This is a genomic window from Margalitia sp. FSL K6-0131, assembly GCF_038008735.1.
GTDB lineage: Bacteria > Bacillota > Bacilli > Bacillales > Bacillaceae_C > Margalitia > Margalitia shackletonii.
The window spans coordinates 887,669-912,760 of record NZ_JBBOZS010000001.1 but is presented as its reverse complement, the minus strand read 5'-3'; the positions used below and the strand labels follow the sequence as shown (position 1 = coordinate 912,760).

Sequence of the window (25,092 nt, the reverse complement as noted above, 5' to 3'; positions counted from 1 at the left end):
GTTAAAAAAATATACAGATTGGGTACATAAGATTAATCTGTTATATTTGTTTAACAATTCCTTCATTTGTCTAAAAAGAGTGAGAGGCAGCAAGTACCTCCCACTTACTTGATTACTAATTAATTAACTTTAAAGCTTCCTGTTTTGCTAGATTCTGATAGTGGAACTGGATTATCTATGTTATCCCATACGAACACTTCAATCTTGTAGGTGCCCTTTTTAAAGTTTTCTAAAGGAATATCCACATTGAATCTAGTTTTCGAACTATTGTTTAGAGGTTTACCAGTAACTTCATTGTAATAAACAACCAATCCTGTTTGATCAGAGATTTGGACGATTACTGTAGGGTTTGTAGCTGCTTTACTTAAGTTCTTCAAATCAGCTTTGATGCTGACGGAGCTATCTTTTGTAAAGCTTGTAGCAGTCGCTCCCTTTGAATCAGCTGTTGTAATCGACTCAATCGAAACTGGGAAATTTAAAACCTTAAAGGTCGTTTCTTGAGTAAATCCACCATCACCAGAAGATAACACTAAAGTGTATAAACCATTTTCCGCTAATGAATCTGGAGTATACGTACCTTCATATTTTTTTCCTTCTACAGCCGGAAGTTCAATCACATTACCAGATGGGTCAATGACTTTTCCTTCCCACTTGACAGAATCAGAAGCCTCAGCCGTGATGACAGCTGGATTATCTTGGCTAATATTTTCTCCAGGGTTAACAGAAAGCGATGTTAAATAAGGTGCTGCTGGTTTTTCCCCTTTATAAATCGTAATTGTTTTGTTTACCTTATGTCCTGCCAAGTCCTCCACTACGAATTTTAATTCATTCTTACCTTCGTTTAATTCAGGAGTGAACTTATAATCGTAAGAAAAGGCTCTTTTTTCAAATGGCTCATCGAAATCATGATGATATTCTTCACTTCCATTTACCAATAATCGTACATCATCAAAATTATCAGCTACAGTAATGGTTAATTCCGGATTGGCGCCATCTGCTGCTACATAGTTATTTTCAGGAATTCCGGATACATTCAGTGTTGGAGCTATAGTGTCAACAATGACTTGACGTCTGAATTCAATTTTGTTGCCTACAACGTCTGCTCCTTCAAAGTAAACATCATGTACCCCGTCATCTGTAAATTTCAATTGAGTTCCAAAATCGTATTGTTTCGTTATAGGGTTATACACTAAATTGATATTCAATGGTGATCCGGCAATTTTATCGCCTTTCACTTTCAAATAATCTACCTTGGACCCATCTGTGACGTATCCAGTTAACGGCACTTCTCTTGTGGAATACACGTAACCTTCAAGTGCAGATACTGGTGAATCAGAAACGATGAATGGAATCGTGTTGTCTCCAGGGCTTGATACCGCTAATCCTGCATGGTTATAAGCATAGTCATATGCAGTGATTTCAATTGAAGATCCATCTGCAACTTGACCAATGTTCACTTTAAATGATTTAGAAGTACCTGGGTTAAGCGAGCCTAAAACTTTCCCATCAATACTAATATCAATATATTGTAATCCGCTTCCGGTGCCATCATTAGCATCGAACGAAAGAATACCTGTGGACTTACTATAAGCTGGCGACGATACAACTGGAGCAGTATTATCGACAATAACTGGAATTTTTACCACTTGTTGCGGTTTTCCAGGTAGATCCACTTGTGTTTTGATTTGATAAATGTAAGTACCATCTGCTGCAACTTTATTATTCAAATAACCGTCCCACTCTGTGTAATATGGTTTATACGAATAAGGTGTTTTTGCTGCAACATAGTTTTTACGTTGATAATTATCGGTGCGAAGCTTTCGTAATGTTTTTCCATTTGCATCGGTAATGGCATACTCAACCATTTTACTATTTCTTAGGAAATCAAGAACTGGAGCAATTGCTTCGTTTTCTCCATCTCCATTCGGTGAAATAGCAATTAAGTTTTTGTTGTACTTTTTCGTGAATGGGTTGTATCCAAGATAATATCCTTGATCGTCCACCATTCCGGAATATCCCATATATGAATTTGTATCATAGATCATATTGTCAAGAATTGGAGGTTTACTCCAATCACCCTTGAATCCAACATATGGTACGGAAATATTCGGTAATGGATTATTTTGGTCATCACTTGTAAGGGTGATGAAGCCTTCGACAAAATAGCCGTTTGGCATTGCCTTTTCCAAATCTGCTTTCGCATTCGTTAAGTCTATTTGAACAGTGATATCCACTGATCTACCCGCTAATATATTAACTTTAGGTGAATCAACGGTCACTTTAGCATTGGAAATAACCTGATCCTTCAATGCCAATCTAGAACCCGTTACTGCATCTGTCAATGCGGAAGCATTAACATTATAAGTAACGTCTTTATCAGAGAAGTTCGTTGCTGTAACGGTCATAGTGAATTTATCTTTATCGATTTCTTTTAGTTCTACTTTTGCATCATTTGTTCCTTTATTCACGACATATACAGGTGTTGTTACGGCAGAATACAATTGCATTAGCCCGGCACCTTGTAGTCTAGGGGAATAAGGGATATTGCTGTTTGCTGGATTAGGAACGACTTTTGCTGTATTCATTAACATCGTCTTCGCACGCTTCACAAGATCAATTCCTTTTAAATCTGGGAATAGCTCATGAACTCTTTGTAAGACAAGTGCAGATCCTCCAGATACATGTGGAGCTGCCATGGAAGTACCACTCATGACACCATACTTACCATCGTTAAGCGTTGAATAAATTTGTCCGCCAGGAGCGGTAATTTCTGGTTTAAGATCCAGTTCTGGTGTTACTCCCCATGAACTAAAGGTAGACATTGTACCAGCTGCGCTATTTGCAACCGTTGTCTTTTGACCAGTAAAAGTTACTTTTCCAGTTCCGTTTGCAGCTTTTAATTTCGCTTCTAGTGTATTCCCGTCACTTTGACTTATGGAAACAAGCGGAATAGTTGGACTGCTTAAAGCCATACTTACATAATCTCCATGACTTGCATGTCCTCTAATGATGACGCCTGCTGCACCCTGTGCTTCGGCTTCCTTTTGAATTTCGGAATAGTTCGGATTTGTTGCTGTTCTTACGACAAATACCACTTTTCCTTTTACATTTTTGCCTGTATATTGTGCTTTGCTACCATCACCAACATATACAAGATCCTTTTCAGATGTTTTTCCAAACACCTCAACAGGATTTGGTGATTCTTGTGTTTTATAAGCTATTGGTAATGTTTCATTACCAATTTTAATGGTCATTTGATCTAATGTGATCTTGTCATTTTCAATGGATGCAACTGCAATGGAATTTGTAGATAATCCCGGATCTCCAACCATTCCAATATCAGGATTTGTTGCATACGGATTTGTTGTACTGCCATCTCCTTGCTGAGCATTGTTACCAGCCGAAATCGACATTAACACACCATTGTTCACAGCACGGTCAATCGCCTGTTGCTCAAGGCTGTTAGAATCTACAAATCCAGCCGGTGAGCCAAGACTCATATTCATGACGTCAGCACCTAGGATGATTCCGTCATCAATTGCTTTAATATAAATGTCGCCAAAGGTTGATGGCATAGCAGGATCATTTCCGAAAACTTTTAATGCAAGCAATTGTGCTTCCGGAGCAATCCCTTTAATGCCGTTTTTGCTTTCATCGCCATTAGCGCCAACTGTACCAGCAACATGCATACCATGCATGGAAGCATCTGGGCCAAGATCGCGGATTTCCGCATTTTTATCAGCATAGTTATATCCATATGGAACTTTATCTGTGTAAAATTTCCCTTTTAAACTAGCAGATTTAATTAGGGCATTTACTTTTGATTGTGATAATTTTTCCTTTGAAGTGTCCGTCAATTTCATGTCTGGATGTGTGGAGTCAATTCCTGTATCAATGATCCCTACGACCAATCCTTTACCGTTATAGCCGGCATTCCAAGTTTGAATCGCTTCGACCATGTTTTTACTGGAAATCATTTGAGGTTTTTCTTTTGGACGTTCATATTCATTGACGATGCTTACGGACTCCACATTTGGCAGTTTTTCAAGTTCGTCAATTTTTCCGTATTCCACATTACCACTGACACCATTTACGACAGTAGTAAACTGATTTTGCACTTTAAAATTAATTTTTTTCTTTGATACTTCTGACAGGAAGTCGCTTTGTTCCTCTTTTACCTCTGTTTGTAATGCATTTTTCGTTGTCTCTGGCAGATCCTTATATCTTACCCCTTTTTTAGTTGGTAATGTAATGGCAGGATCTCCTTCTAGCTGCACAATGACACGAACGATATCGCCATCTTTATAATCCTTTGATGTTAAAAGTTGTGTACGTTTAGTCTGATCAAGCTTTTCAAGCTGATCTGTGGCACCAGAATTTGATTCTGCCCTAGCAAAACCAGCACCAAAAGCCATGTTGGAAACGGTTAACAGGGACAGTATTCCAAGTGCTACTTTTTTTCTAAATCTCTTAATCTTCTTCACTAGCTTCCCCCCAATTAGTTATATTAAAATATCAAATTGCTCCTCCTTCCCCATAAAACATCCCTGAGCATGTGCCTGCCATAGTAATATTTGCCCAAGCTGTACAAAATGTACCACGTGAGAAAAACTATTGTAAATAGCGATAAATAGGCGTTTTTGACTATTTTTGTAATATTCAGAAAATAATTTTGCGAGTTTTTAAATATTATTTCGACATACTTATTTAAAATAATCATCGGATGCTGTTGTATTTTGGTTTCTATCACCAAAAACTGCAAAAAATAAATAGAAAATCTTTTTCATAGAAAAAAGAAGAGATCCTGTGTTAAGTCAGATTTCTTCTTTTAAACTGATCTTTCGCTAATTAATGATAGGACTTTCGACATCCGGATTTTTTCTTATACAAATAAATACAATATTGTTGTTAGTTCCCGAAATCTTGCATACTAATTAATTCGGTTTACATTAAATGACATTATATTTAATGGATGCGAAAGAACTACTTCGATGAGTTTGCTGATATGAGGATTGGAAAGTGGTGGCTTTGATTAGATGAAATCGCACAAATTCTATTGGTTAATATATTAATAGAATTATAGTGATGCGGTGAGGAGGAACATGATCGTTTCAAATGCGTGGGGCTGCTTATTCTAGACGTAGACTCCCTAAACGATAAAAAAGGTGTCCGCACCACGCGGGCAATTTCTCAAATTGTCCACGTGTGGTGCCTGACACCCTGCTATTGTAAATTGCTTGATGCTACATACCAAGTTCCGCTTGTGCCTTTGATAGAGACTTTATACCAACAGAATAGATTAGAAGCATTGTCATCTTCCATTGGTCCGCTTTGAATGGTTACCTTTGTGCCAGCTGGAAATACTTTTGGCGTATTGTTCACAGTGGAAGGTACTTTTCTAAAGCGCACTTGTGAAGATAATGTTATTTGCTTACCTTTTGCAAAAAGCTGCGTCGATGCTGTCATTTTTTTGGTTGTGTATGACATTTTCTGTTTAAAAGATGGCAGATGAGTAATCGGGTCTTCTATCATTTTTATTCCCGTTAGAATTTCCGGTTTCATAGAAGTGCCTTCTTGCAAGTTCGTATAGACTTGTACCTGGTATGGATTGCTGTTTTTATTTGGATCATTTTTAAATGACAATCCATTATAGGCCATGATAGCAAAATACCAGTTTTCCAGTATGTTTTTTTCACCGTGATTAATGACCGGGGTAATAGAGTTTGCATAATTCCACTTTTTTAGTAGAATGTCGATACCGGTTTCAATATTGTATTTAAGGTCATATTTTACCCCATTCACTAAATCTTGATCTTCCTCAGACGTTGGTGTCACTTGCATGATTCCAAGGCCATTATCTGGACTTGAATAAACTTCACCATTTGGTTCAAATTGTATGAACTTTCCATTTTCAGTAACGGCAATCGCTTTTACAATTTCAGGCGGAATACCTTTCGCAATTGCTGCACTTGTTAGCATACCTTTCAGTTCCGACGTGCTCACTTTTAATCGATCCATAATACGCGTGAAACGCTTATTTAAAATGGCTTGATCGGACTTTGGAGTATACTCCCCTATTTCTGTTTTCAATGATTTGTAAAGTCCCGGTACCTTCGCATCCGATTTTCCTTTGGAAATAAGTCCATCTAATTGCTCGAGCTGTGTTTCGATGGAGATTAATTGAGCAAAGACACCTGAATTTAGGTTTTCCGGGATTGCTGCATTTAGTTGTTTTAGCTCAGCAGTTAATTGCTTTTTATAGTTTGCTTGTTTTATTAAGTCGATTTTATAAACAATTATTTTGTATTGACCTGCTATTTTACTTGGAGTTGCAGACGCTTTTACCATAGCTGTCGTTGCATTTAAAGCTTGTTTCACGGCGACCGGATATTGAAGATCACTTAGGACCTTGTCAACTGGCGTCTTATAGAGTGATATTATTTTAGCTTGGGTCTTTTTTCCGTATACAGCCCTGAATTTTGGTGAATAGCTTTTTAGAGTAGTAGATAAAGTTGTGTAGGCATTTATTGTTGTGGAATCCATTACTCCTTTGTTCACATTCTTATCTAATGTTGCTTTTTTATCTAAAAGCTTTTTTCCATAGGTGACCGCGTCAATGTATTTTTTCCCTCTATCAATCTTGGTTTTTACGTCCTTCAGCTTGGAGAGATTTGCGGTCTTTTGCTTGCCTGTTTGTTTCTTTACAGCTGTCATTGCTGCATTATATTTCTTTTGGGCCGTACTATATTCTTTCGTTGGTATGTTTTTTCCGGTCCCTTTATTTTCAACCGTCGTTAGATTGTATAAAATCTTTCCAGCATTCACAGCAGAGGTTACGAGACTGTCTGTTTTGCTCGCTGCCTGCGCATTGTGAAGCCCAACCGTTGAAAATAGAAAAACGGAAGCTGCGATTAAAGCGATTCGTATAAATTTCACTCATTTCACCCCGATTTCAGTTTTCTCCTAATCTATTATAATTGTTAATTGAAATTTTTGGAATCTTTAATTGCGATATCGTAGTCTTCTACTGAGATAAAGGAAACATAGATAGGTCGTTCACGAGCGGATGCCCGCTAATAGTATGGAGTAGTAGAAATCCGCTAGCCGATGGCTGCTTGCGCTAGATATGATTAAACTTGTTAAATCAAATTGCTAAATCAAGGAAACTCCCTTTTTAGAGTTCCCTTGAATTTTGGGCTCATTGACCGAGAGTGAGGGCTCATAGAAATACCAAAGAAGCTCATTAAGTTGGTTCGGGGGAGCGAAAAACCGAGCGAGGTACATAAAAAAGAATTTGGGGCTCATTGACCGGGAGAGAGGGCATATAGAAATACGAAAGAGGCACCTTAAATTGGTTCGAGGGTGTGAAAAACCAATCGGGGGACATAAAAAAGAATTTGGGGCTCATTGACTGGAAGTGAGGGCACATAGAAATACGAAAAGGGCTCATTAAATTGATTCGAGGGTGTGTAAAAACCGGTCGAGGTACTTAAAAAAGAATTTGGGGCTCATTGACCGAGAGAAAGGGTACATAGAAATACGAAAGGAGCTCATTAAATTAGACGGGGGAAGTGAAAAAACCAATCGAGGGACATAAAAAAGAATTTGGGGCACATTGACTGAGAGAAAGAGTACATAGAAATACGAAAGGGGCCTATTAAATTAGATCGGGGGAGCGAAAAACCGTTCTAGGCTAATGAATACCAACCATCATCAAATGAAAAGTCGCTTACATATATCCTGATAGAGACGAAGCTTTTTCGCAATTTCTTGTAAGACATGATCTGACCACATATTCCTCCCTTTCCTGTTTCACATTCCTGCCCTCTTCTTAAAAAATGGCGTCCGCATCATGCGGACACCATTTTTTTGACACATTATTTGCTTACTTTTAGTGTGTATGGCGTGATTGTAGAGTTGCCAAAGAAGTCGTTTACTTTAATGTAGTATTTGCCTTTTTTCAGTTTAACAGGCATGGACTCTGTTTGGCCAGCTCCATAGTAGTCGGAAGACTGAATTCGTTTGCCGTTTTGGTAAAGCGAGATGACTCCGTCGACTTCATTTCCGGTTTCAAGGGAAATGTATCCTGTAAATGCTTGTTTCAGGTCAAGTACATACCAATCCTCGTCACCAAAACCTACTCCGCTGTTCAACATGCCAGTTGCAGACCATGAATTTGTTTTTACTTTCTTTAATTTTAATGGTTTGGATGGTACATTATTTTTCACCACAGATCCTGCATCCTCGTCTTTTGCGGAAACAGGTGCAACTGTTGCTTTAAATGGCACTAACGATAATGGGGTTACACCATCTATTAAACCAAGAAACTGAACGATATAGTTTTTCCCTTTTGTTACTTTAAAAGATCCATAGTTTGTAGTAGATCCCGTATAGAGCGATTTTGCAATAATACTTGAACGTTCAATATCTGCTTCATCTAGTTTGCGGTTCTTATTCACATCTTCATAAATAATCGCAACTCCATACACGTCAGAAAGTAATTCCTTCGGATACTTGCGCAGTAATTCAGGTGTTGGCTTACCGCTTTCAAATAACAGGCTGTAAACTGCTGATTTTTTTCCTTCCAAATAATAGAGATGATCTTCATTTGGTATTGCAAAGGTTCCTTGGAAGGTCTTGGTCGGGATGTTCTTGATAGGATCCCCGTTATTATATACATACTTATCTCCCAGGTTACTTTCAATTAGCTTTGTTTCAAGTTTGTACGGATCAAAGGAAACATTGCCTTCCTGAAAAGGGCTGCCCATAAAGTGGATTAAATAAGTTTCCCCTTTTTTCAATCCAGTATAGAAGCTTCCGCTCATCGTATATCCTGAAAGATCAAAGGAATCATTCGCTCCAACATATTGCGTATCAATATATGGATTTCCCTTTTCATCCTTTTCTTTTACTACTTTCATCACTTCAACATAAGGTTTATTGTTTGCAGGTTGAGGTAATGTGAAGTTATAGATTCCTGTTTTACTAGGAACAAATTTGTACCAGTCCTCATCCCTGTCTGTTTGAATGTATCCAGATATGGAACCGCCTAGTGTATATGGAAGTGCATTATCTAGAATGTTTTGATAAAAGTTATTTTGATCCTGCCCTTCATCTTGGATTGGCAGATTATCTTCGTCAGGAGGAAGAACCTTTCCTTCTATTTTCAATGTATACGGTAATAAGGATGACTGTGGCTCCGCTTGTTTCCCCTGGAACGCGATCGACATTCCCATCATAGACCAAATATCAAATACTGAAACTTTATTTGTTACTCTTACGACGTATTCCGTTTGCGGTGTTGTAGGAATCGTTAATGTTCCCCCCGCACCGATTTCACTGCTGTTTACTTGCCACTGTGCCGGAATTTGATCAATTGGGATAGATGGAGCTGGCGTATCTGATACAGGTTGATCCTTCCCGGCATCTTCACCTGTCAGTGCTCCAAGCGATTCTTTTGTATATACTTGAATGGACGAACTGACACCAACGATACCACTTATCGAAAGTCTTACTGCTTGTTCATCGTTTGTTTTAAACTTAAAATAGTCGTCATCGCCATTTTCTCCGAATAACTTCATTGGTTCGGACTGATACGGAAATCCTTTTACTTCAATTGGCTTTTCGAATGTCGACTCTGCTTGCGGTGCCACTGATGTACGAGTCAATGAAAGCTTAAATTTTGCTTTTTTAGCCGCGGAATCATCATAATTTCCATTAACATCCTTCACACCGATGGCCATTATTCCGGAAAATGGAGCTTTGATTAGCTTTCCTTCCGTCTTTCCTGCTCTTACATCATTGACATCTATTGTTTGAGATTGCGATTCGTCATCTGAGTATAAGCGAATCATTAATTTATTGTCATATTCAGAAGCACTTGTCACTTGTGTTTGAATGTACTCGCCTTTTTCTACTGGAATCTGATACCATTTTTGTTCAAACGGCTGTGTGATATTGCCTTCTTTTGTTATGGTATCAGAAAACTTTAACGCAGCAGCCTTTTCTAATATTTCCTTCTTTGTCCATGTGCTTTTTACAAAGGAAGGGAGCTTCTTCACATTGTATTTTAATGCTGCAACCGGGTTCACCAAGCCATTCCCATATTTTAAATCATAGCCCTTTGCCCCGAGGTCTGTTGCGGTATGTTCTAAAATATATTCTACTTGCTCAGGCTTAAGATTTGGGTATTTAGATAACAGTAAGGATGCTACCCCAGCCACCATCGGCGATGCCATGGAAGTACCGCTTAATGTTTCAAAGCTTGATTTTTTCTCAAGATCATAAATTGGTGCATAGATGTCTTCCCCTGGAGCCACGATATCGAGGGAAGGTCCAAAGCTAGAAAAATAGCTTAGCTGTTTGGATTTGTTGACAGAACCAACACCAATGACACCTTCATAGCTAGCAGGATAATTCGGCATATCAATGCCGTCATTCCCCTCAGCAGCTACAATAGTTACCCCTTTGGCGATTGCCGATTCAACAGCTTCTTGTAATAAAGGTGACGCTGCTGATGAACCAAGGCTCATATTGATTACCTTCGCACCATGCTGCACCGCATAAAGAATCGCTTGCGCAATATTGTAATCAGTCGTAAACATTCCGCGGTCAAAAACATCGATCGATAGAATATTCACATTCGGATTAATGCCGTATCCGCCAATTCCATTGCCTTTTTTAGCAGCGATAATGCCGGTTACATGTGTTCCGTGGACATCAGGTGTTCCTTGGTCCATTGGATTGATCACATTATAGCTGTCCTTTGAAAAAATCCCTTTTAATTCGGGATGATTTTTATCAACCCCTGTATCGATAACCGCTACTGTCACTTTATTTTTGCCCGCTAATTTTTGAGCCTCATCAATTTTCAATTGTGATAATTGATATTGTTCAGACTTTTTCGGATCCCCTAAACTGCCATATGTTTTGTATACTGCACTTCGGCTTACGGAAATAACCCGATTGTTCTTTTGGAAGGTCTCCATTACTTTGGCTAACTTATCCTTTTGGCGAACCTTGATAACCATGTATTGCAGCTTGTCCACTTTCTCAATGACATTGAAATCCTTGCCATTTCCCTTAACAGCGGCAACAGAGAAAGATGGACCATACTTCACCAAGAAGGTGTCTTCACTAAATGGTGATGCTTTGGAATCACCGATTTTATCCTGTAATGCCTTCACCTTATGTTCTAGTGTAATAGATTGTTTTTTCACTGTTGGGATTGATGCAGCCCATGCATTTGATGATAGAAACGATGATGTCGCAACCAGAGTGGCACCGAGGCCCAAAGCAGTAACTTTTTTCCAAACTCTCTTCATAAATTCCCTCTTTTCATATTAAACTAGCAATATCATACACTAATATATGGTAATAAAGGAATAAATTTTTTCCGACAAAAATCGAGATGTCCGGCACCTATCGTGGACATTTTGGAATTCTGTACGCGTGGAGTGGACAGTATAGGTGTTGCTAGGCATATGAATTTCTGTTTCGCGGGATTATTGGAAAATTTGGCGGGATTATTCCTTGATTTCGCGGGATTATCATAAAAATTGGCGGGATTATTCCTTGATTTCGCGGGATTATCATAAAAATTCGAGTTGGCCCCCTTATTTTAGACACATACTCCTATTATCTTTCCTTTTCGCAGTATTTTATTTTTTTGTTTAAGATGGAAATTGCCCCCTCTGTCTTGCCTAATTTTGTGATAGTATCATATCGACTTGACATGGAGCCTCTTCGCGCATGATTCTCTATCCAGGAACCCAGCCTCTTAAGAAGCTGTATTCACCAACTAGGTTATCATGCGCTGCTCCATATCAAGTCGTGCTCCTAATTCGTTCTGCTTTTATACCAAATAAGGGGCCAATTTCCTCTCATCCTATTCTCACTACAAATTAATAACCATTTCTTCCATACTACCTACCTCGTTAAATTTCTTATGGAACTGAGTAGGGGAAAGATAATGAAGACTCCCATGATATCTTCGGTGATTATAAAATTCCATATACTCATCTATTCGGTAATACGCTTCATCAAAACACTCAAAGGTGTACCGTTGGTAACACTCCCGTTCGATGATACTGTGAAATGATTCTATATACGCATTTAAATTGGGTGATTTTGGGGGAATACGTTCATGATAAATTTTATGGAGTTCACAAAATTCCCCAAAGTCTTTACTTACAAATTGTGGACCATTATCGGTTCGAATAATGATACTATATTCCTTTTCATCTTGTGGCAAATGAACCTGACGCCGTATAATGGCTTCTTGAAGCATTGTATTAATGTTCTCGGCTTTACATGTTGATCCTCGATAATAACCTACAATACAACGGTCGAATACATCTATGGCACTTGCCAGAAAAAAGAACCGGCCACTGTCTTCTATCGAACCATATTTAATATCTACTTGCCATAATTGGTTGGGTCCGGTAATTGAGTGCTGCTTAGCTAGTCGTCTTGGATAGGAAGGAGAAACGTTGCGCTTTGGCAGTAGAATGCCTAACTTATCACATAATCGGTACACTTTTTTAAAGTTAATCACTAGATTATGTTCCACCCTTAAATAATTGGTTAACTTACGATAACCATAGATTCCTTCTTCTCCTTCTATGCCTTCCATTAAAAGCTCTTCAATTTGTTCGTCGGAAACCATAGATCCATCTTTTCTTAATGAATAACCTGGACTAGGACGCCCTCGCTTCGTTACTATTTTTTCATTTGTTTCAATATCCTGATGATAGTAGTACAAAGAGCGACTCACCTCCAATGCCTTCATCGTTTGTTTTACAGGAAAACCTTCCGCAACCCAAAGATTCACTTCATCTAATTTTGAATTTATAGAGATTCGTTTTTTTTTATTAAATTCTTTAACATGGCAACTTCCAGTTCTTTTTCTCCAAGCAATTTCATCGCTTGTTCATACTTTTCTAGTAGTTCGCCTTTAGTGGGGTTATCAGATAATATGGTTGTACCCTCATTTTCCATTAGATCAAGCATTTCATCTTTATATTCATTCATCCACCTTCTAAAGGTATCTCTTGATATTCCCGCCTTTCGGGCAATAGAAGAATGGTTACCCGTTTCTAACGCAAGCCGAACATATTTCTTTTTTACATCTTCAATTACATCAATTTTCTTTCCAGGCATGGGTCTTCACCTCCCTATGAATCATTTTGTATGTTATACATTAAGTGTAAACCTAAGGTATTATCGTGTCTAAATGATTAAGGGGGCTAAAAAGAATTGGCGGGATTATTCCTTAATTTCGCGGGATTATCACAATCTTTCCCACGATTAAAGCATAGATGCAGAATTTCATTCAAAAATGGTTTTAAATATAGGCGTCCACCACCACGAGTGGTGCCAGACACCTCATTTTAGCTGCTTTGTCTAATCTTTAATTTGGTGGAAATAAGTACTTTCTTCGCAACAGTTCTTTGGGATGTTAGTTTTTCTACAAGTAAATCAACAGACGCTTCTCCCATTAATTCTGTATACACTTTTACGGTACTTAATGGCGGATATACGTATTTCGATACACTTATATCATTAACACCGATAATGGATACTCTATCTGGTATCTTTATTTTCTCTTCATGGAGGGCACGTAAACATCCGATTGCCATCGAATCATTTCCGACGAAGAAGGCAGTTGGGAGATCCTGACCTAAGTCTTCAATGGCTTTCTTCATTAATATATAACCATCATTTACAGTGAAATGATTTGTATAGATATACTTTTCTTGAAGAAGTCCTTTACTTGATAAATAGAATCTGAATGTTTTTTCACGTAAATCTTCAATCTTTGCTGTTTGATCTTTAAAAACCTCTTGTCCTCCAATATAGCCAATTTTGTTATGTCCTTGTTTCATAAAATAATCGACTACCTTTTTGGTCGCCTTTTCAAAATCTACTACAACCGAATCAAAGGTTTCATCATCAGGACAAAAATCGGCAAATACGATATTTTTGGATATTTTATATAGTTCGTTCACTTGTTTATTACTGAATTTCCCAACCGCTATGATACCATCTATATCTTCCATCTCCATTTCTTTGTCATGCCCTTGGAAAAACTTAACTAATTGAATACCATAAAACTCACATTTCTTTTCAATTCCTAATCGAATCGACATGTAATATAAATCGTCCAATTCTTCCTTTTCCGTATACCAATGGACAAAAGCAATTCTCTTTGGAGAAGTATCTTTTCGACTCTTTTTTTTCTTGTAAGATACCTCTTCAGCTACTTCAAAAATTCTCTTTTTCGTTTCATAGGAAACGGATAAGGTTGAATCATAATTTAATACTCTAGATACAGTAGTCGCTGATACCCCTACTTTTTCCGCTATATCTTTTATGGTGGCCATTTTGTTAAACTTCTCCTTTATACCTCCAGCTAATTCATATAAGGACACCTATTTACAAATGGTTTCCACATGCCAAGCATCATTTATTTTTTTAATTAGCTTTACATCACATTTTGGTTCTCTTGAATAGGTTAATAGGCCATTTATTTCTTGTTCTACATCTGTCAATTGTGTATAGCAGTAACCATGCAATATTTTAGATTGATAGACTGCATCCATGACCCTTTTATAATCTCGAATAAATTCTTCTTCATTACTTACAGATGTGTATCCCCATCCGGCATCTTCCCCTACTTTAAAACCAATTCCCCCAAACTCTGTTAAAAGGATTGGTTCCCCTTTGTGTTCAAAACCATTCGCATAGATTCCCCATGTTCCCGGTCTCGATTGCAGAATACTTTCTTTTGTAAAAATGGATTCGGCAAATGCTTCGTTTTTCTGTTTTTCATCAATATTTCCATGGCTGTAATTATGTACGGCACAAATATCTGTTTCCGTTTGTTCCCATCCGTCATTCGAAATCACTAGTCTAGTAGGATCAATGGAATGAATGAGGTGATACATAGCCTGTGAGTGATGCTGTTGCTGCCTGTTCGTACTGACATTGGGAATTCCCCAGCTTTCATTTAACGGTACCCATGCGATAACAGAAGGATGGTTATAATCTCTTTCGATTATTTCAATCCATTCTCTCGTTAGCCTGGCCACGGCGTCTTCGTTGAAGGAAGGTACGGATGCACATTCGCCCCATACTAGATACCCTAAACGGTCCGCCCAATATAAAAACCTGGGATCCTCCACTTTTTGATGTTTTCTGCAGCCATTAAATCCTAATTCCTTGGCCAAAATAATATCCTTCTTTAAATCTTCATCTGTCGGAGCTGTTAATAATCCATCCGGCCAGTACCCTTGATCCAAAACAAGTTTTTGATAATATGGCCGATTATTTAAAAATACCATTCCGTTCTCTGTATGAATTTTCCTCATTCCAAAATAGGATTGAATTTCATCTAGGACGGTTTGGTTGTCTTTTAAAGTTACGATTACATCAAATAAATTGGGGTGTTCAGGTGACCAATTCCAACCAACATGATGAAATCCAGTTCTGAAAATTTTGTGGTTATACAAATGAAAGGTTCTCTTTGTAAACTTTTCCTTTACCAAAATAGAATCCCGGATGACCTTTTGCTCCCCAAACCGGATATCAATATCCACCATTTTGTTTAAAAAGTCCCCGGAAACTTCAAAATCTACTATTATATCTCCTTGATCCACATCTGGTGTAAATCGAAGCTTCGAAATAAACGTTTCATGCACTGGCTCTAACCAAACTGTCTGCCAAATCCCCGTTGTACGGGTATACCAAATGGCATCCGACTTTTCCTTCCAATACTGCTTCCCTCTTGGAATCGTTTCATCTATTGATGGGTCTTCCACCCTTACAACTAAAGATTCTGTTCCCCAAGTTAAATAGTTTGTAATATCGAAGCTAAAAGAAACATGCCCACCTTCATGATAACCAACCAATTGCTCATTTACGTACACCCAGGCGCGGTAATCCACTGCACCAAAATGAACTTTTACCCGACGATTTTTCCATTCTGCGGGAACCTCAAACGTACGCTGATACCAAACAATATCATGGAAGGTTGGATCAGCTATACCGCTTAATTTTGTTTGATAAGCAAATGGTACATTAATTTCTTTATCAAAATGAGAATCCACGAACCATTTTTCATTTAAACCAATATTCTTATCATCAAAAGCAAACTTCCATTTCCCATTTAAATTCATCCAATCTTTTCTTACAAGCTGGGGTCTTGGATATTCTGGACGATCCGCCATTTTATCTCTCCTTATGTGTATGCGCTGTTTTTCGGAGTAACCTCTTCATTGGATTTGGGATCCCTTGTTAGCTTTTGGTTACCCTCTTCCCTTAAGAAACCTTCCTATTTCAACCCATTTATTTCATTAATTCTTTTCAAACTAACTTTCGGCTCCCTAGTTTCCGTGAGAAATCCGTTTACTTCTTGTTGTACATCTGTTAATTGGGTATAACAGTATCCACATACATATGGCGTTTCCTGTATCGCCCTTGTTATGGATTCTACTCGGTCAAAAAAAGCTTCTTCCGATTGAACCTGTTCCCCGTAGCCCCAGCCTTCGTCCGTAGCAAAGGCTACTCCTCCAAACTCACTGATGATAATCGGCTGACCCTTATATTCATATCCTTCAGCCATACAGAATTTATCTTGATTGTGAGCAATCATATTATTGGTAATCATATCTTTATCTCTATAGCGTTCAAGGAACTTCTTACCGCTAGATTCATAATCATGCAGAGTGATAATGTCCGATATGGTATGCTCCCAACCGTCATTTACAATAACAGGGCGCATGGAATCAATCGATTTTGTCAAATAGTAGATAGCTTCTGTAAATTGTTGCTGCTTTCGATCTTGAAAGATGTTTCTTACTCCCCAAGATTCGTTGAACGGCACCCACGTAACAATCGACGGATGATTATAATGCTGCTGCACGATATCCAGCCATTCTTTTGTAAAACAGTCCACCGCTTCATCGGAAAATTCATAAGCAGCAGCCATCTCTGACCAAACTAATAATCCTTTTTTATCACACCAATATAAAAATAATGGATCTTCTATTTTTTGATGCTTGCGGACACCGTTATAGCCCATTTCCTTCATAAGCTCAATATCCTTAATAAGAGCCTCTTCAGATGGCGGGGTTAAGTAGGACTCTGGCCAATAACCCTGATCCAATATTAGTTTTTGGTACAATGGGACATTGTTCAAAAGGACATTCCCGTTATAAATCGAGATCTTTCTCATTCCAAAATAGGACTTTACGCTATCTATTACTTCATCATTTTTATACAGAGTGAATTCAACATCGTATAAATTGGGGTTATTCGGAGACCATAAATGAACTTTCCATTCATGAATTTCCTGTAATAAATTAATGCTTGCTTTAACATGTCCACGGTCGATTTTTATTTTGGTTTTACGCACTAACTGGTTATGAAAAGAAATCGTTGTTTCCAATAGGATTTCCTCTTCCGGTTTTACATGGACGAAGTACTCCATTTCAATCGAATTTTCATCTATATTTGGCGTCATTTTTACATGTTGGATAGAAATCTCCGGCACTATTTCCACCCAAACGGTTTGCCAAATCCCCGTTGTTTGTACATACCAACAACCAAAGTTCTTATCCATCCACCGTTGTTTTCCCCTTGGCTGATGACAGCTTTGGCTATCTTCCACCTTTACCACAACCACATGCTCTTCCACATCGGCAAGCTTATCCGTAATATCAAAGGAAAACGCGGAGTAACCTCCAATATGCTCTCCTATGAAACTTCCATCCACCCATACCTTCGTTTTATAGTCTGACGCTTGAAAATGAAGAATCGCTCTTTTTTCGATTAAAGATTTAGGCAGGCTAAAATTTCTTTTATACCACAAATTAGGGTGAAATTCTTGGATTCCAATGCCGCTGGCTTCACATTCATATGTAAAAGGGACATTTATTTTTTGGGCAAGCGTTCGATTGGAGAACCAGTTCTCCTTTTCCCCAAGATTGGCATCATCAAATTGGAACTCCCACTCCCCATTTAAGTTGATCCATTCTTTTCTCTTAAATTGCGGTCTCGGATATTCATTTCTAGCTAGTTTTGTTTTAACAGTCATAGACAATAATCCTCCTATATTTTATTTTGCTGCTTCCAGCGATTTTCTAACGGACTTATTTTTTGCAAGGGCTAGAATTCCAGCGGATAAAAACATTAATGCCCCCAATATATCCATGACAAAGTAAGAGGCTAAGCCAACGATTATAAACCATATCGGAATTTTCTTTTCTACATGTTCATTCTTCATTTGCCTGCTTAGATACAAGTTAATAAACCCTATAGCAATAAAAAGCATTCCGAAGGTTACGGCAAACATATACAGACTCCCAAAAATTGATTGCATCGCCTCCATATTGGGGACGACAGTCAGACCTTGCTTTTTAATAGAAGTTGCATAAAAAAGAACCGTTATCAATCCAGAGATGATTTCCCAAATAGCGCCAACCAATATTAATCTTTTTTCTAGTTTTCTATTCATGATTTCACCCCTTTACCCTTTCACACCGGAAGACAAGGAAAGTGATTCCACAAAGTACTTTTGCGTAAATAAATACAATAGAAAGGTAGGCAGTAATGCTATTAACGCTGCTGCTAATGCGTGACCAACATCCATCGCATACATACCTTGAAGCAATTGCAATCCTGGCGTAATCGGCATTTTATCCACATCGTTAAATACAATCGATGGCCATAAAAAGTCATTCCATGCACCAGTAAAGGTAAATAATGCAACAACCGTAAGAACTGGCCTAATAAGCGGCAAGATAATCTTGATAAATATTTGAAAATCAGATGCACCATCCACTTTTGCAGATTCATCAAACTCTTTCGGTATCCCTGTCATAAACTGTCTAACTAAAAAGATATTAAAAACCCCAACAGCACCTGGAACGATTGCAGCAAGATAGCTATTTACCCATCCAAGAGAATCAATAATCTTGTAAAGAGGAATGAGATTAACCACACTAGGAAACATCATCGTTGCCATTAAAAAAAGGAAAAGAGCATTCTTACCTTTAAATTTCAGCCTTGTGTAGCCAAATGCCGCTAATGAAACAATCACAAGCACTAACAGGGTTTGAGATACTGCGATGATTACGGAATTCATAAACCATTTTGCTAAAGGCGCACTAGTATTATGAAATAAAACTTCTTGGTAGTTTACCATCACCCAGTGGATAGGCAGGAAGGTAAACCCTTTCGTTTGTATATCCTCTTCTGATTTAAAGGAACTAAAAACCGTATACAGTAAAGGAAAAATCCAAATGATCGCCATGAGCAATAAGAATAAAAAAGCAACTATTTTGGAACTTTTCTTTTTCAACATGAACACCTCCTAATTACGTTCTCTTAAGAAGAAAAATTGAATCGCAGCAACCACCATAATACATAACCCTAAAATGACAGCCATTGCAGAGGCGATTCCTGCAATCGATTGACCTGTACCAAATGCATTTCCGCGAATATACATTAGCAAAACGGTAGTGGAGCTCGTTGGCCCGCCTTTTGTTAGCATTAACGGCTGCCCGTATACATTAAATTGGGCTACTGTTGTAATGACAATCGTATATAATAATTGGTTCTTCATACTTGGAAGGGTAATGTTGAAAAACTTCTGTATGCTTCCCGCACCATCAATGGAAGCTGCCTCATACAAATCCTTAGATATTCCATTTAGAGCCGCCTGGTAAATAACCATATTACCGCCTATACACCACCAAACCGTTACAATCACTAATGTGATCCACGCATACGGTTGGACTCCAACCCAGTTTGTTTCAGTATGAAAATATTGAGTAATAGGACCATATGTTACATTAAAGAGCATAGACCAAATGATCATGACCGCTGAGACGGATATTAGGGTAGGTGCGTAAAATAATGCTTGGAAAATATTTTTCCCCGCTGGTTTGGCATGAAGTCCAGCGGCTAGCAATAGAGGCACAACAACACATGCAGGTACAGTAAATAAAACGAATTTAAAGGTATTGAATAAACCAGTGTGCAATTGGTCGTAAAAGGTAGATTCATGATTAAATAGTATTTCCTTATAATTTGCCAGCCCCACAAAATCCGCCTTATTCACTAAGTCCCAGTTTGTAAAAGAGATATAGATTCCATATATCGTAGGAGCTAAGAAAAAAATAAGAAACAGGATTAAATGCGGGCCAATATATAAATAGGGAGATAGGTTCCAATGACTTTTCTTCACAGGTTTCTTGACAAGAGTCGGAGATACGGTTACTTCGTTCAGTTGCGTATTCATCATTTATTAACTCCTATTCTTTGTAATATCGAATAGAGAGAGAATTCCTTTTAAAAAGGAATTCTCTATTAAATTTCCAGTCTTCCGAAAACAATTCTGTTTATTTATGACTATCCTGGGCAATCTTATCCTCGATTGTTTTTTGAGATTTTTTGAGTGCATCTTCGATTTTGATCTTGCCGAAGATAGAATCGAAACCAATTTTGTCGATTTCATCCGCAACATATCCGTTATATTTATAATCAAAGATTTTTAATGTTTTTTGTTCATTCGGATCTTTGATTAGGAATGATTGTGGCAAGCTTTGGTATTTATCATTTTCCAATGTCGCCAGTGCAGCCGGATTTTGGCCAGCTTCCGCCCAATAAATAGAGTTTTGCCTTACCCAATCAATAAATTTAACGACACCCTCTGTCTTCTTTTTGTCTCTTGCTTTACTATTAAATAGAACAAATTGATGGGAAGAGCTCCAGTTTACTACTTTATCAGTGGAGATTTGCGGGAAGTTCGTTAAGCCCCAATCAAGATTCTTCACTTCATTCATCGTGTTTTGCATCCAAATACCTTCTGGCTCAAAGATTACTTTTCCAGCTTTAAATAATTGAGTGGCATCCTCCCCATCTTTATTCGTGAGCTTGTCATCCACCAATGATTTAATAAATTCCATCGCCTTCACTGCTGTATCTGTATATAACGTAGGTTTTTCGCCATCGCTCGTAATGTCTCCGCCCATCTGATTATAGATTGATAAAAAGATAGGTTTCATCCAGCTAAGGGTGATCGGACGAATTCCATCTTTCATCGATTGCTCCCCAGCTGCCCTAATCTCATCAAAGGTTACGATGTTATCATCTAGTGCGTGTGGAGCATATTTTTCAACAAGTTTTTTATTGTAGTACATAACGTAACTATGTACATCCAATGGAATACTGTATCGCTTACCATCTAAGTCTCCAATATCCCAACCTGCTTTAATATAATTTTCCGCTTTAATCTCAGGGAAATCAGATAAGTAGTCATCATATGGCGTCAACATTCCTTGCGCCACGAACTGTTTGATTCTCTCCGCATGAACAATCGTTAAATCAGGGATGTTCTTTCCGGAATTAACGACGGTTGGGATTTTGGCATACATATCCGCTTCTTTAAGGGAAATATTTTTAACCTTGTAATCCGGGTTAGTCTTGTTATACGCATCAATCATGTTCTGCATATTCTTGCCATCCGGACCGGTGAATGGGTTCCAGAAAACAATTTCTTTGCTATTACTTGCAGATGAACTGGAAGAACTGCTGCAGCCTGATAGAGCAAAAATTAATGCAGACACTAATATCAAACTTAAAATTGCTGAAAGCCTTTTTTTCACTTTTATCCCTCCGTAACATTTGATTAATGCTCATCTTTCAACTGATTGTTGTATATAAAACGCTTTCAATTTAGTCTTGAATAAATATTTACTATTTTTTCACTGATGATTTTTACTAAAGGAAAATCGAAGTGTTGCAGTCCCATTTCTATTCCAAGCAGCAGTTGTAGGACAAGTATCCAATGAACCAGAATTTCTTTACAATCTCCCCCTTCACTTTTGGTAGATAACCACAGTTCCTTGATTACGCTTACATTAACCTTATTTAATTAACTAATTAGTAAACTTTATAATAATTTAGTGAAAGTTTACTATATTTTGAATATAAAACAATGCCGTTTTTATTGTCAATTCCTTTTTTATAAAAGCATTTAATATTTTTTGTTTTGTTAACTAAATAGTTAATTAAATGAAATGATTTACGATAAAACAATCTGTTTGATATACTAAATTATCAATTAAATTAGGAGGATTTTTTTCCATGCAGTTGGATATCTCAGAATCTTCTCTTCCGGTTTTCGAAGCACTTGCCAGTCCTACTCGTCTAAAAATTATCCATCTCTTATCACAAAATAAGATGAACATAAAAAAACTTGCCAACGAGCTGCAAATGAGCAGCGCCATCGTAACAAGACATATCAAACAGCTTGAAGAGGCAAATATTATTAAAACGGAAAAAGCCCCCGGAAAATCAGGGCTTCAAAAAGTGTCATCCCTTGCAATAGACAATATTAAAATTCAATTTCCCATTAAATTATTTCATCAATACCAAATACACAAAGTGGATCTGCCAGTAGGCCATTATACTGATTACCAAGTTACACCTACATGCGGACTGGCCACATTGACTGCCTGCATTGGCAAAGTAGACGAACCGAAATATTTTATGGATGCAGGAAGAATGGACGCCCGTATTATTTGGTTCACCCAAGGATATTTAGAATATAAAATTCCAAATTTGCTGCAGGAAAACGAAACGCCGCATCTTTTGGAAATAAGTCTTGAACTTGCTTCAGAGTTCCCGTTTTCCAACAATGTTTGGCCATCAGATATTACTTTTTTTATCAATAACAAAAATGTTGGAACATGGACATGTCCCGGGAATTTCTCCGATATTCGCGGAAAGTATAATCCGGATTGGTGGGATATCAACAATAGCCAATATGGGCTGCTGAAATACATGCGCATTAGTGAGCACGGTACTTTTATCGATGGGGAAAAATTATCGGATGTCACTCTAGATCAACTTTCATTAAACAATGATCTCATCACATTTCGAATTGCCGTTCTGGAAGATGCAAAGCATGTCGGCGGTGCCACCATCTTTGGAAAGGGATTCGGCAACTACGATCAAGATATTGAAATTAAATTATACTACTCCAATCTGCAGGATGAAGATTGAACGATAGAGTGGTGTCAGGCACCACTCGTGGACATTTCGGGATTTTGTACGCGTGGAGCGGACATTTCAAGTGAGGCTAGTTCGCAGATTTCTGTTTCGCGGGATTATTGGAAAATTTGGCGGGATTCTTGCTTGATTTCGCGGGATTATCACAATATTTGGCGGGATTATTCCTTAAATTCGCGGGATTCCGTTTCTTTTTACATTGAATTTCAAAAGAACAAATAATAAGTTAGTCTGAACTGCACCAATTTCAATCCAAACTGCACTATCCGCTATTTTAACCGCACGAAATCCAATCCAAACTGCACGTATGGAATTCCAATTACGCCCTACTAACCAAAAAGCACCCCCAACGGACCTATTCGCAAAGTCCCTTGAGGGTGCCAATCTTTTTTACACACTATCCTTCTGAACTTCCATACTTTTCGGCACTGCCTTATTATAAATTGGCACAATAAACAGTAGTCCGATAATAAATAGTACAGCCGAGATTTCATAGATGGAAACGAGCGATAATAAATTTTTCAGAGAACCTGCCACACTCATCGTGACCACCATTGATCCTGTAAACAGCGGACTTAACGTTCCATTCACACGTCCAATGAAATCAGCATCGGTATTTTGCAAAATCAAAGTGTTAATTCCAATTTGAATACATGGCATGAATAAACCGCAGAAGAACTCGGTTACCAATGTAATCCAAAGTGTCGTCGAAAGCCCTAAAACTCCAACTCCAATTGCGTTAACAAGCATTCCGATCACAAGCAGCTTCGCGGGCGGAATTTTTTTCGAAAATCCCATCGTTACCGCTCCACCAAGAATCATACCTATACCATTCACTGTAAGCAGCCATTGCAAATGTTCCTTTGCCAAACCTAATCGCTCTGTTACTAAAAATATATTTAGGGGCTGCATTAAGCCGATGGCAAGACCCGCTGCCATAAAACATATTCCTAATAGCTTTAATTCTCTTTTCGCTAACACATAATGAATCCCGCTCTTCATTTCCTGCCAAAGTGTCGTTGTTTTTTTCTCTCTTTCCATCGAATGATCGGCAGGAATGAGGGTCAACGATAACGCTGATAAAAGGAATGCAATTCCCGTCACCATAATCGAAATATCAATTCCGAAGCTTTGGAATACAAAAGTACCAACGATAGGTCCCAGGATCATAAAAATCGCAAAAATGGTTTGATAGATAGACATGGCAGACTGAATTAAGTCTTCCTGTAAATGCATTTTAAATAGTTTCATGCCAGATGGCTGTGAAAACTGGGAAAGGATGGACGAGATAAGGGTAGCAAAGAACACCGCTTTCCAAGTTCCAAACACAAGAGCTAAAATGACCGCAAAAACGGAAACCGCACTCAATGCATCACACCAGATCATGGTACGTTTCGGTCTCCAGCGATCGGCAAACGTTCCTCCTATAAAGGAAAAAATAAAAATTGGCGCAAATTCTGCAACAGATATCATGGAAACCGCAAACGCATCTCCATGTGTTTTATCCATTACGAATAAAAGAACCGCAAAATTTCGAACCCAAATACCTATCTGCAGAAATAAAGCAGATATAAAAATAGCTTGAACAACCCGATTTCGTAATATTTGATTCATAACATTCTCCTCTTTATATAATTTACTTTGTTAAAAACACCGTGTCCCAGGAACAGCATTCCTCTTCAGGAAAAATCACCATACGTATATTTCTAACTTACAGTTATATCCACAATAAAAACCCCCTATCCTGCTTTTTCACAAAATAGGGGGTCTTCGCCTGGCCGTAAGAACCATAAAAGGACACAGTACAGTATTTATCTGTACTATCATCATCTTAAAATTGCATAGACTAATCCCATATTCGAAAAAAGCATCGTGAGTATACGAATGTTTTTTGGAAATAGGATTAGTAGATCATCGCCCTTTGGTTCACTCCTTTTGTATTAGTGTTAACAGTGTAACCGATTTTTCACTAACAATCAATAGGCTTTTTTTCAACAAATTTCCACAAGTGGG

Annotated in this window: 15 protein-coding genes; 1 reads left to right on the top strand and 14 read right to left on the bottom strand. The window is 38.0% G+C overall.

The features are described 5' to 3' along the window. Positions 1-119: 119 nt before the first annotated feature. From NSQ59_RS04525 to NSQ59_RS04470, 12 genes are all read right to left on the bottom strand, one after another. Positions 120-4,484, bottom strand: coding sequence for a S8 family serine peptidase (locus NSQ59_RS04525; RefSeq protein WP_340829617.1), 4,365 nt, complete (start codon positions 4,482-4,484; stop codon positions 120-122). Between the two features lie 739 nt (positions 4,485-5,223). Continuing rightward, positions 5,224-6,936, bottom strand: a complete 1,713-nt coding sequence (locus tag NSQ59_RS04520) for a transglycosylase SLT domain-containing protein (protein WP_340829614.1) — start codon at positions 6,934-6,936, stop codon at positions 5,224-5,226. 941 nt (positions 6,937-7,877) lie between these two features. Continuing rightward, the gene (locus NSQ59_RS04515) at positions 7,878-11,324 is read right to left on the bottom strand and encodes a S8 family peptidase (RefSeq protein WP_340829612.1); all 3,447 of its coding nucleotides are present in this window, start codon (positions 11,322-11,324) and stop codon (positions 7,878-7,880) included. A gap of 572 nt (positions 11,325-11,896) precedes the next feature. Then, positions 11,897-12,775, bottom strand: a complete 879-nt coding sequence (locus NSQ59_RS04510) for an IS3 family transposase (RefSeq protein WP_244885895.1) — start codon at positions 12,773-12,775, stop codon at positions 11,897-11,899. A 74-nt stretch (positions 12,776-12,849) separates the two neighbouring features. Next, entirely contained in the window at positions 12,850-13,161 is a 312-nt protein-coding gene (locus tag NSQ59_RS04505; RefSeq protein ID WP_055741498.1) for a helix-turn-helix domain-containing protein, read from the bottom strand. A 230-nt stretch (positions 13,162-13,391) separates the two neighbouring features. Further along, a complete protein-coding gene (locus NSQ59_RS04500) occupies positions 13,392-14,384 on the bottom strand; it encodes a LacI family DNA-binding transcriptional regulator (RefSeq protein WP_340829599.1) in 993 nt (330 codons plus the stop codon). 48 nt (positions 14,385-14,432) lie between these two features. After that, on the bottom strand, positions 14,433-16,229 hold the full coding sequence (locus NSQ59_RS04495; RefSeq protein WP_340829597.1) for a glycoside hydrolase family 2 protein: 1,797 nt from the start codon (positions 16,227-16,229) through the stop codon (positions 14,433-14,435). Between the two features lie 104 nt (positions 16,230-16,333). Continuing rightward, on the bottom strand, positions 16,334-18,097 hold the full coding sequence (locus NSQ59_RS04490; RefSeq protein ID WP_340829594.1) for a glycoside hydrolase family 2 protein: 1,764 nt from the start codon (positions 18,095-18,097) through the stop codon (positions 16,334-16,336). A 21-nt stretch (positions 18,098-18,118) separates the two neighbouring features. Then, a complete protein-coding gene (locus NSQ59_RS04485; protein ID WP_340829592.1) occupies positions 18,119-18,517 on the bottom strand; it encodes a hypothetical protein in 399 nt (132 codons plus the stop codon). Positions 18,518-18,529: 12 nt separating this feature from the next. Then, a complete protein-coding gene (locus NSQ59_RS04480; protein WP_126648388.1) occupies positions 18,530-19,366 on the bottom strand; it encodes a carbohydrate ABC transporter permease in 837 nt (278 codons plus the stop codon). A 9-nt stretch (positions 19,367-19,375) separates the two neighbouring features. Continuing rightward, complete coding sequence (locus tag NSQ59_RS04475) at positions 19,376-20,305, bottom strand: carbohydrate ABC transporter permease (protein ID WP_445669197.1); 930 nt, start codon at positions 20,303-20,305, stop codon at positions 19,376-19,378. 100 nt (positions 20,306-20,405) lie between these two features. Further along, positions 20,406-21,671 carry an extracellular solute-binding protein gene (locus NSQ59_RS04470; RefSeq protein ID WP_340829588.1) on the bottom strand — a complete coding sequence of 422 codons (1,266 nt, stop codon included), beginning with the start codon at positions 21,669-21,671 and terminating at the stop codon, positions 20,406-20,408. 481 nt (positions 21,672-22,152) lie between these two features. Here NSQ59_RS04470 and NSQ59_RS04465 point away from each other — a divergent pair, with 481 nt between their 5' ends. Continuing rightward, a complete protein-coding gene (locus NSQ59_RS04465) occupies positions 22,153-23,073 on the top strand; it encodes an ArsR/SmtB family transcription factor (RefSeq protein WP_340829586.1) in 921 nt (306 codons plus the stop codon). Positions 23,074-23,247: 174 nt separating this feature from the next. Here the strand turns inward: NSQ59_RS04465 and NSQ59_RS04460 are convergent, their stop codons facing one another. Continuing rightward, on the bottom strand, positions 23,248-23,463 hold the full coding sequence (locus NSQ59_RS04460; RefSeq protein ID WP_340829585.1) for a hypothetical protein: 216 nt from the start codon (positions 23,461-23,463) through the stop codon (positions 23,248-23,250). Between the two features lie 6 nt (positions 23,464-23,469). Then, complete coding sequence (locus tag NSQ59_RS04455) at positions 23,470-24,693, bottom strand: MFS transporter (protein WP_340829582.1); 1,224 nt, start codon at positions 24,691-24,693, stop codon at positions 23,470-23,472. Positions 24,694-25,092 lie beyond the last annotated feature (399 nt).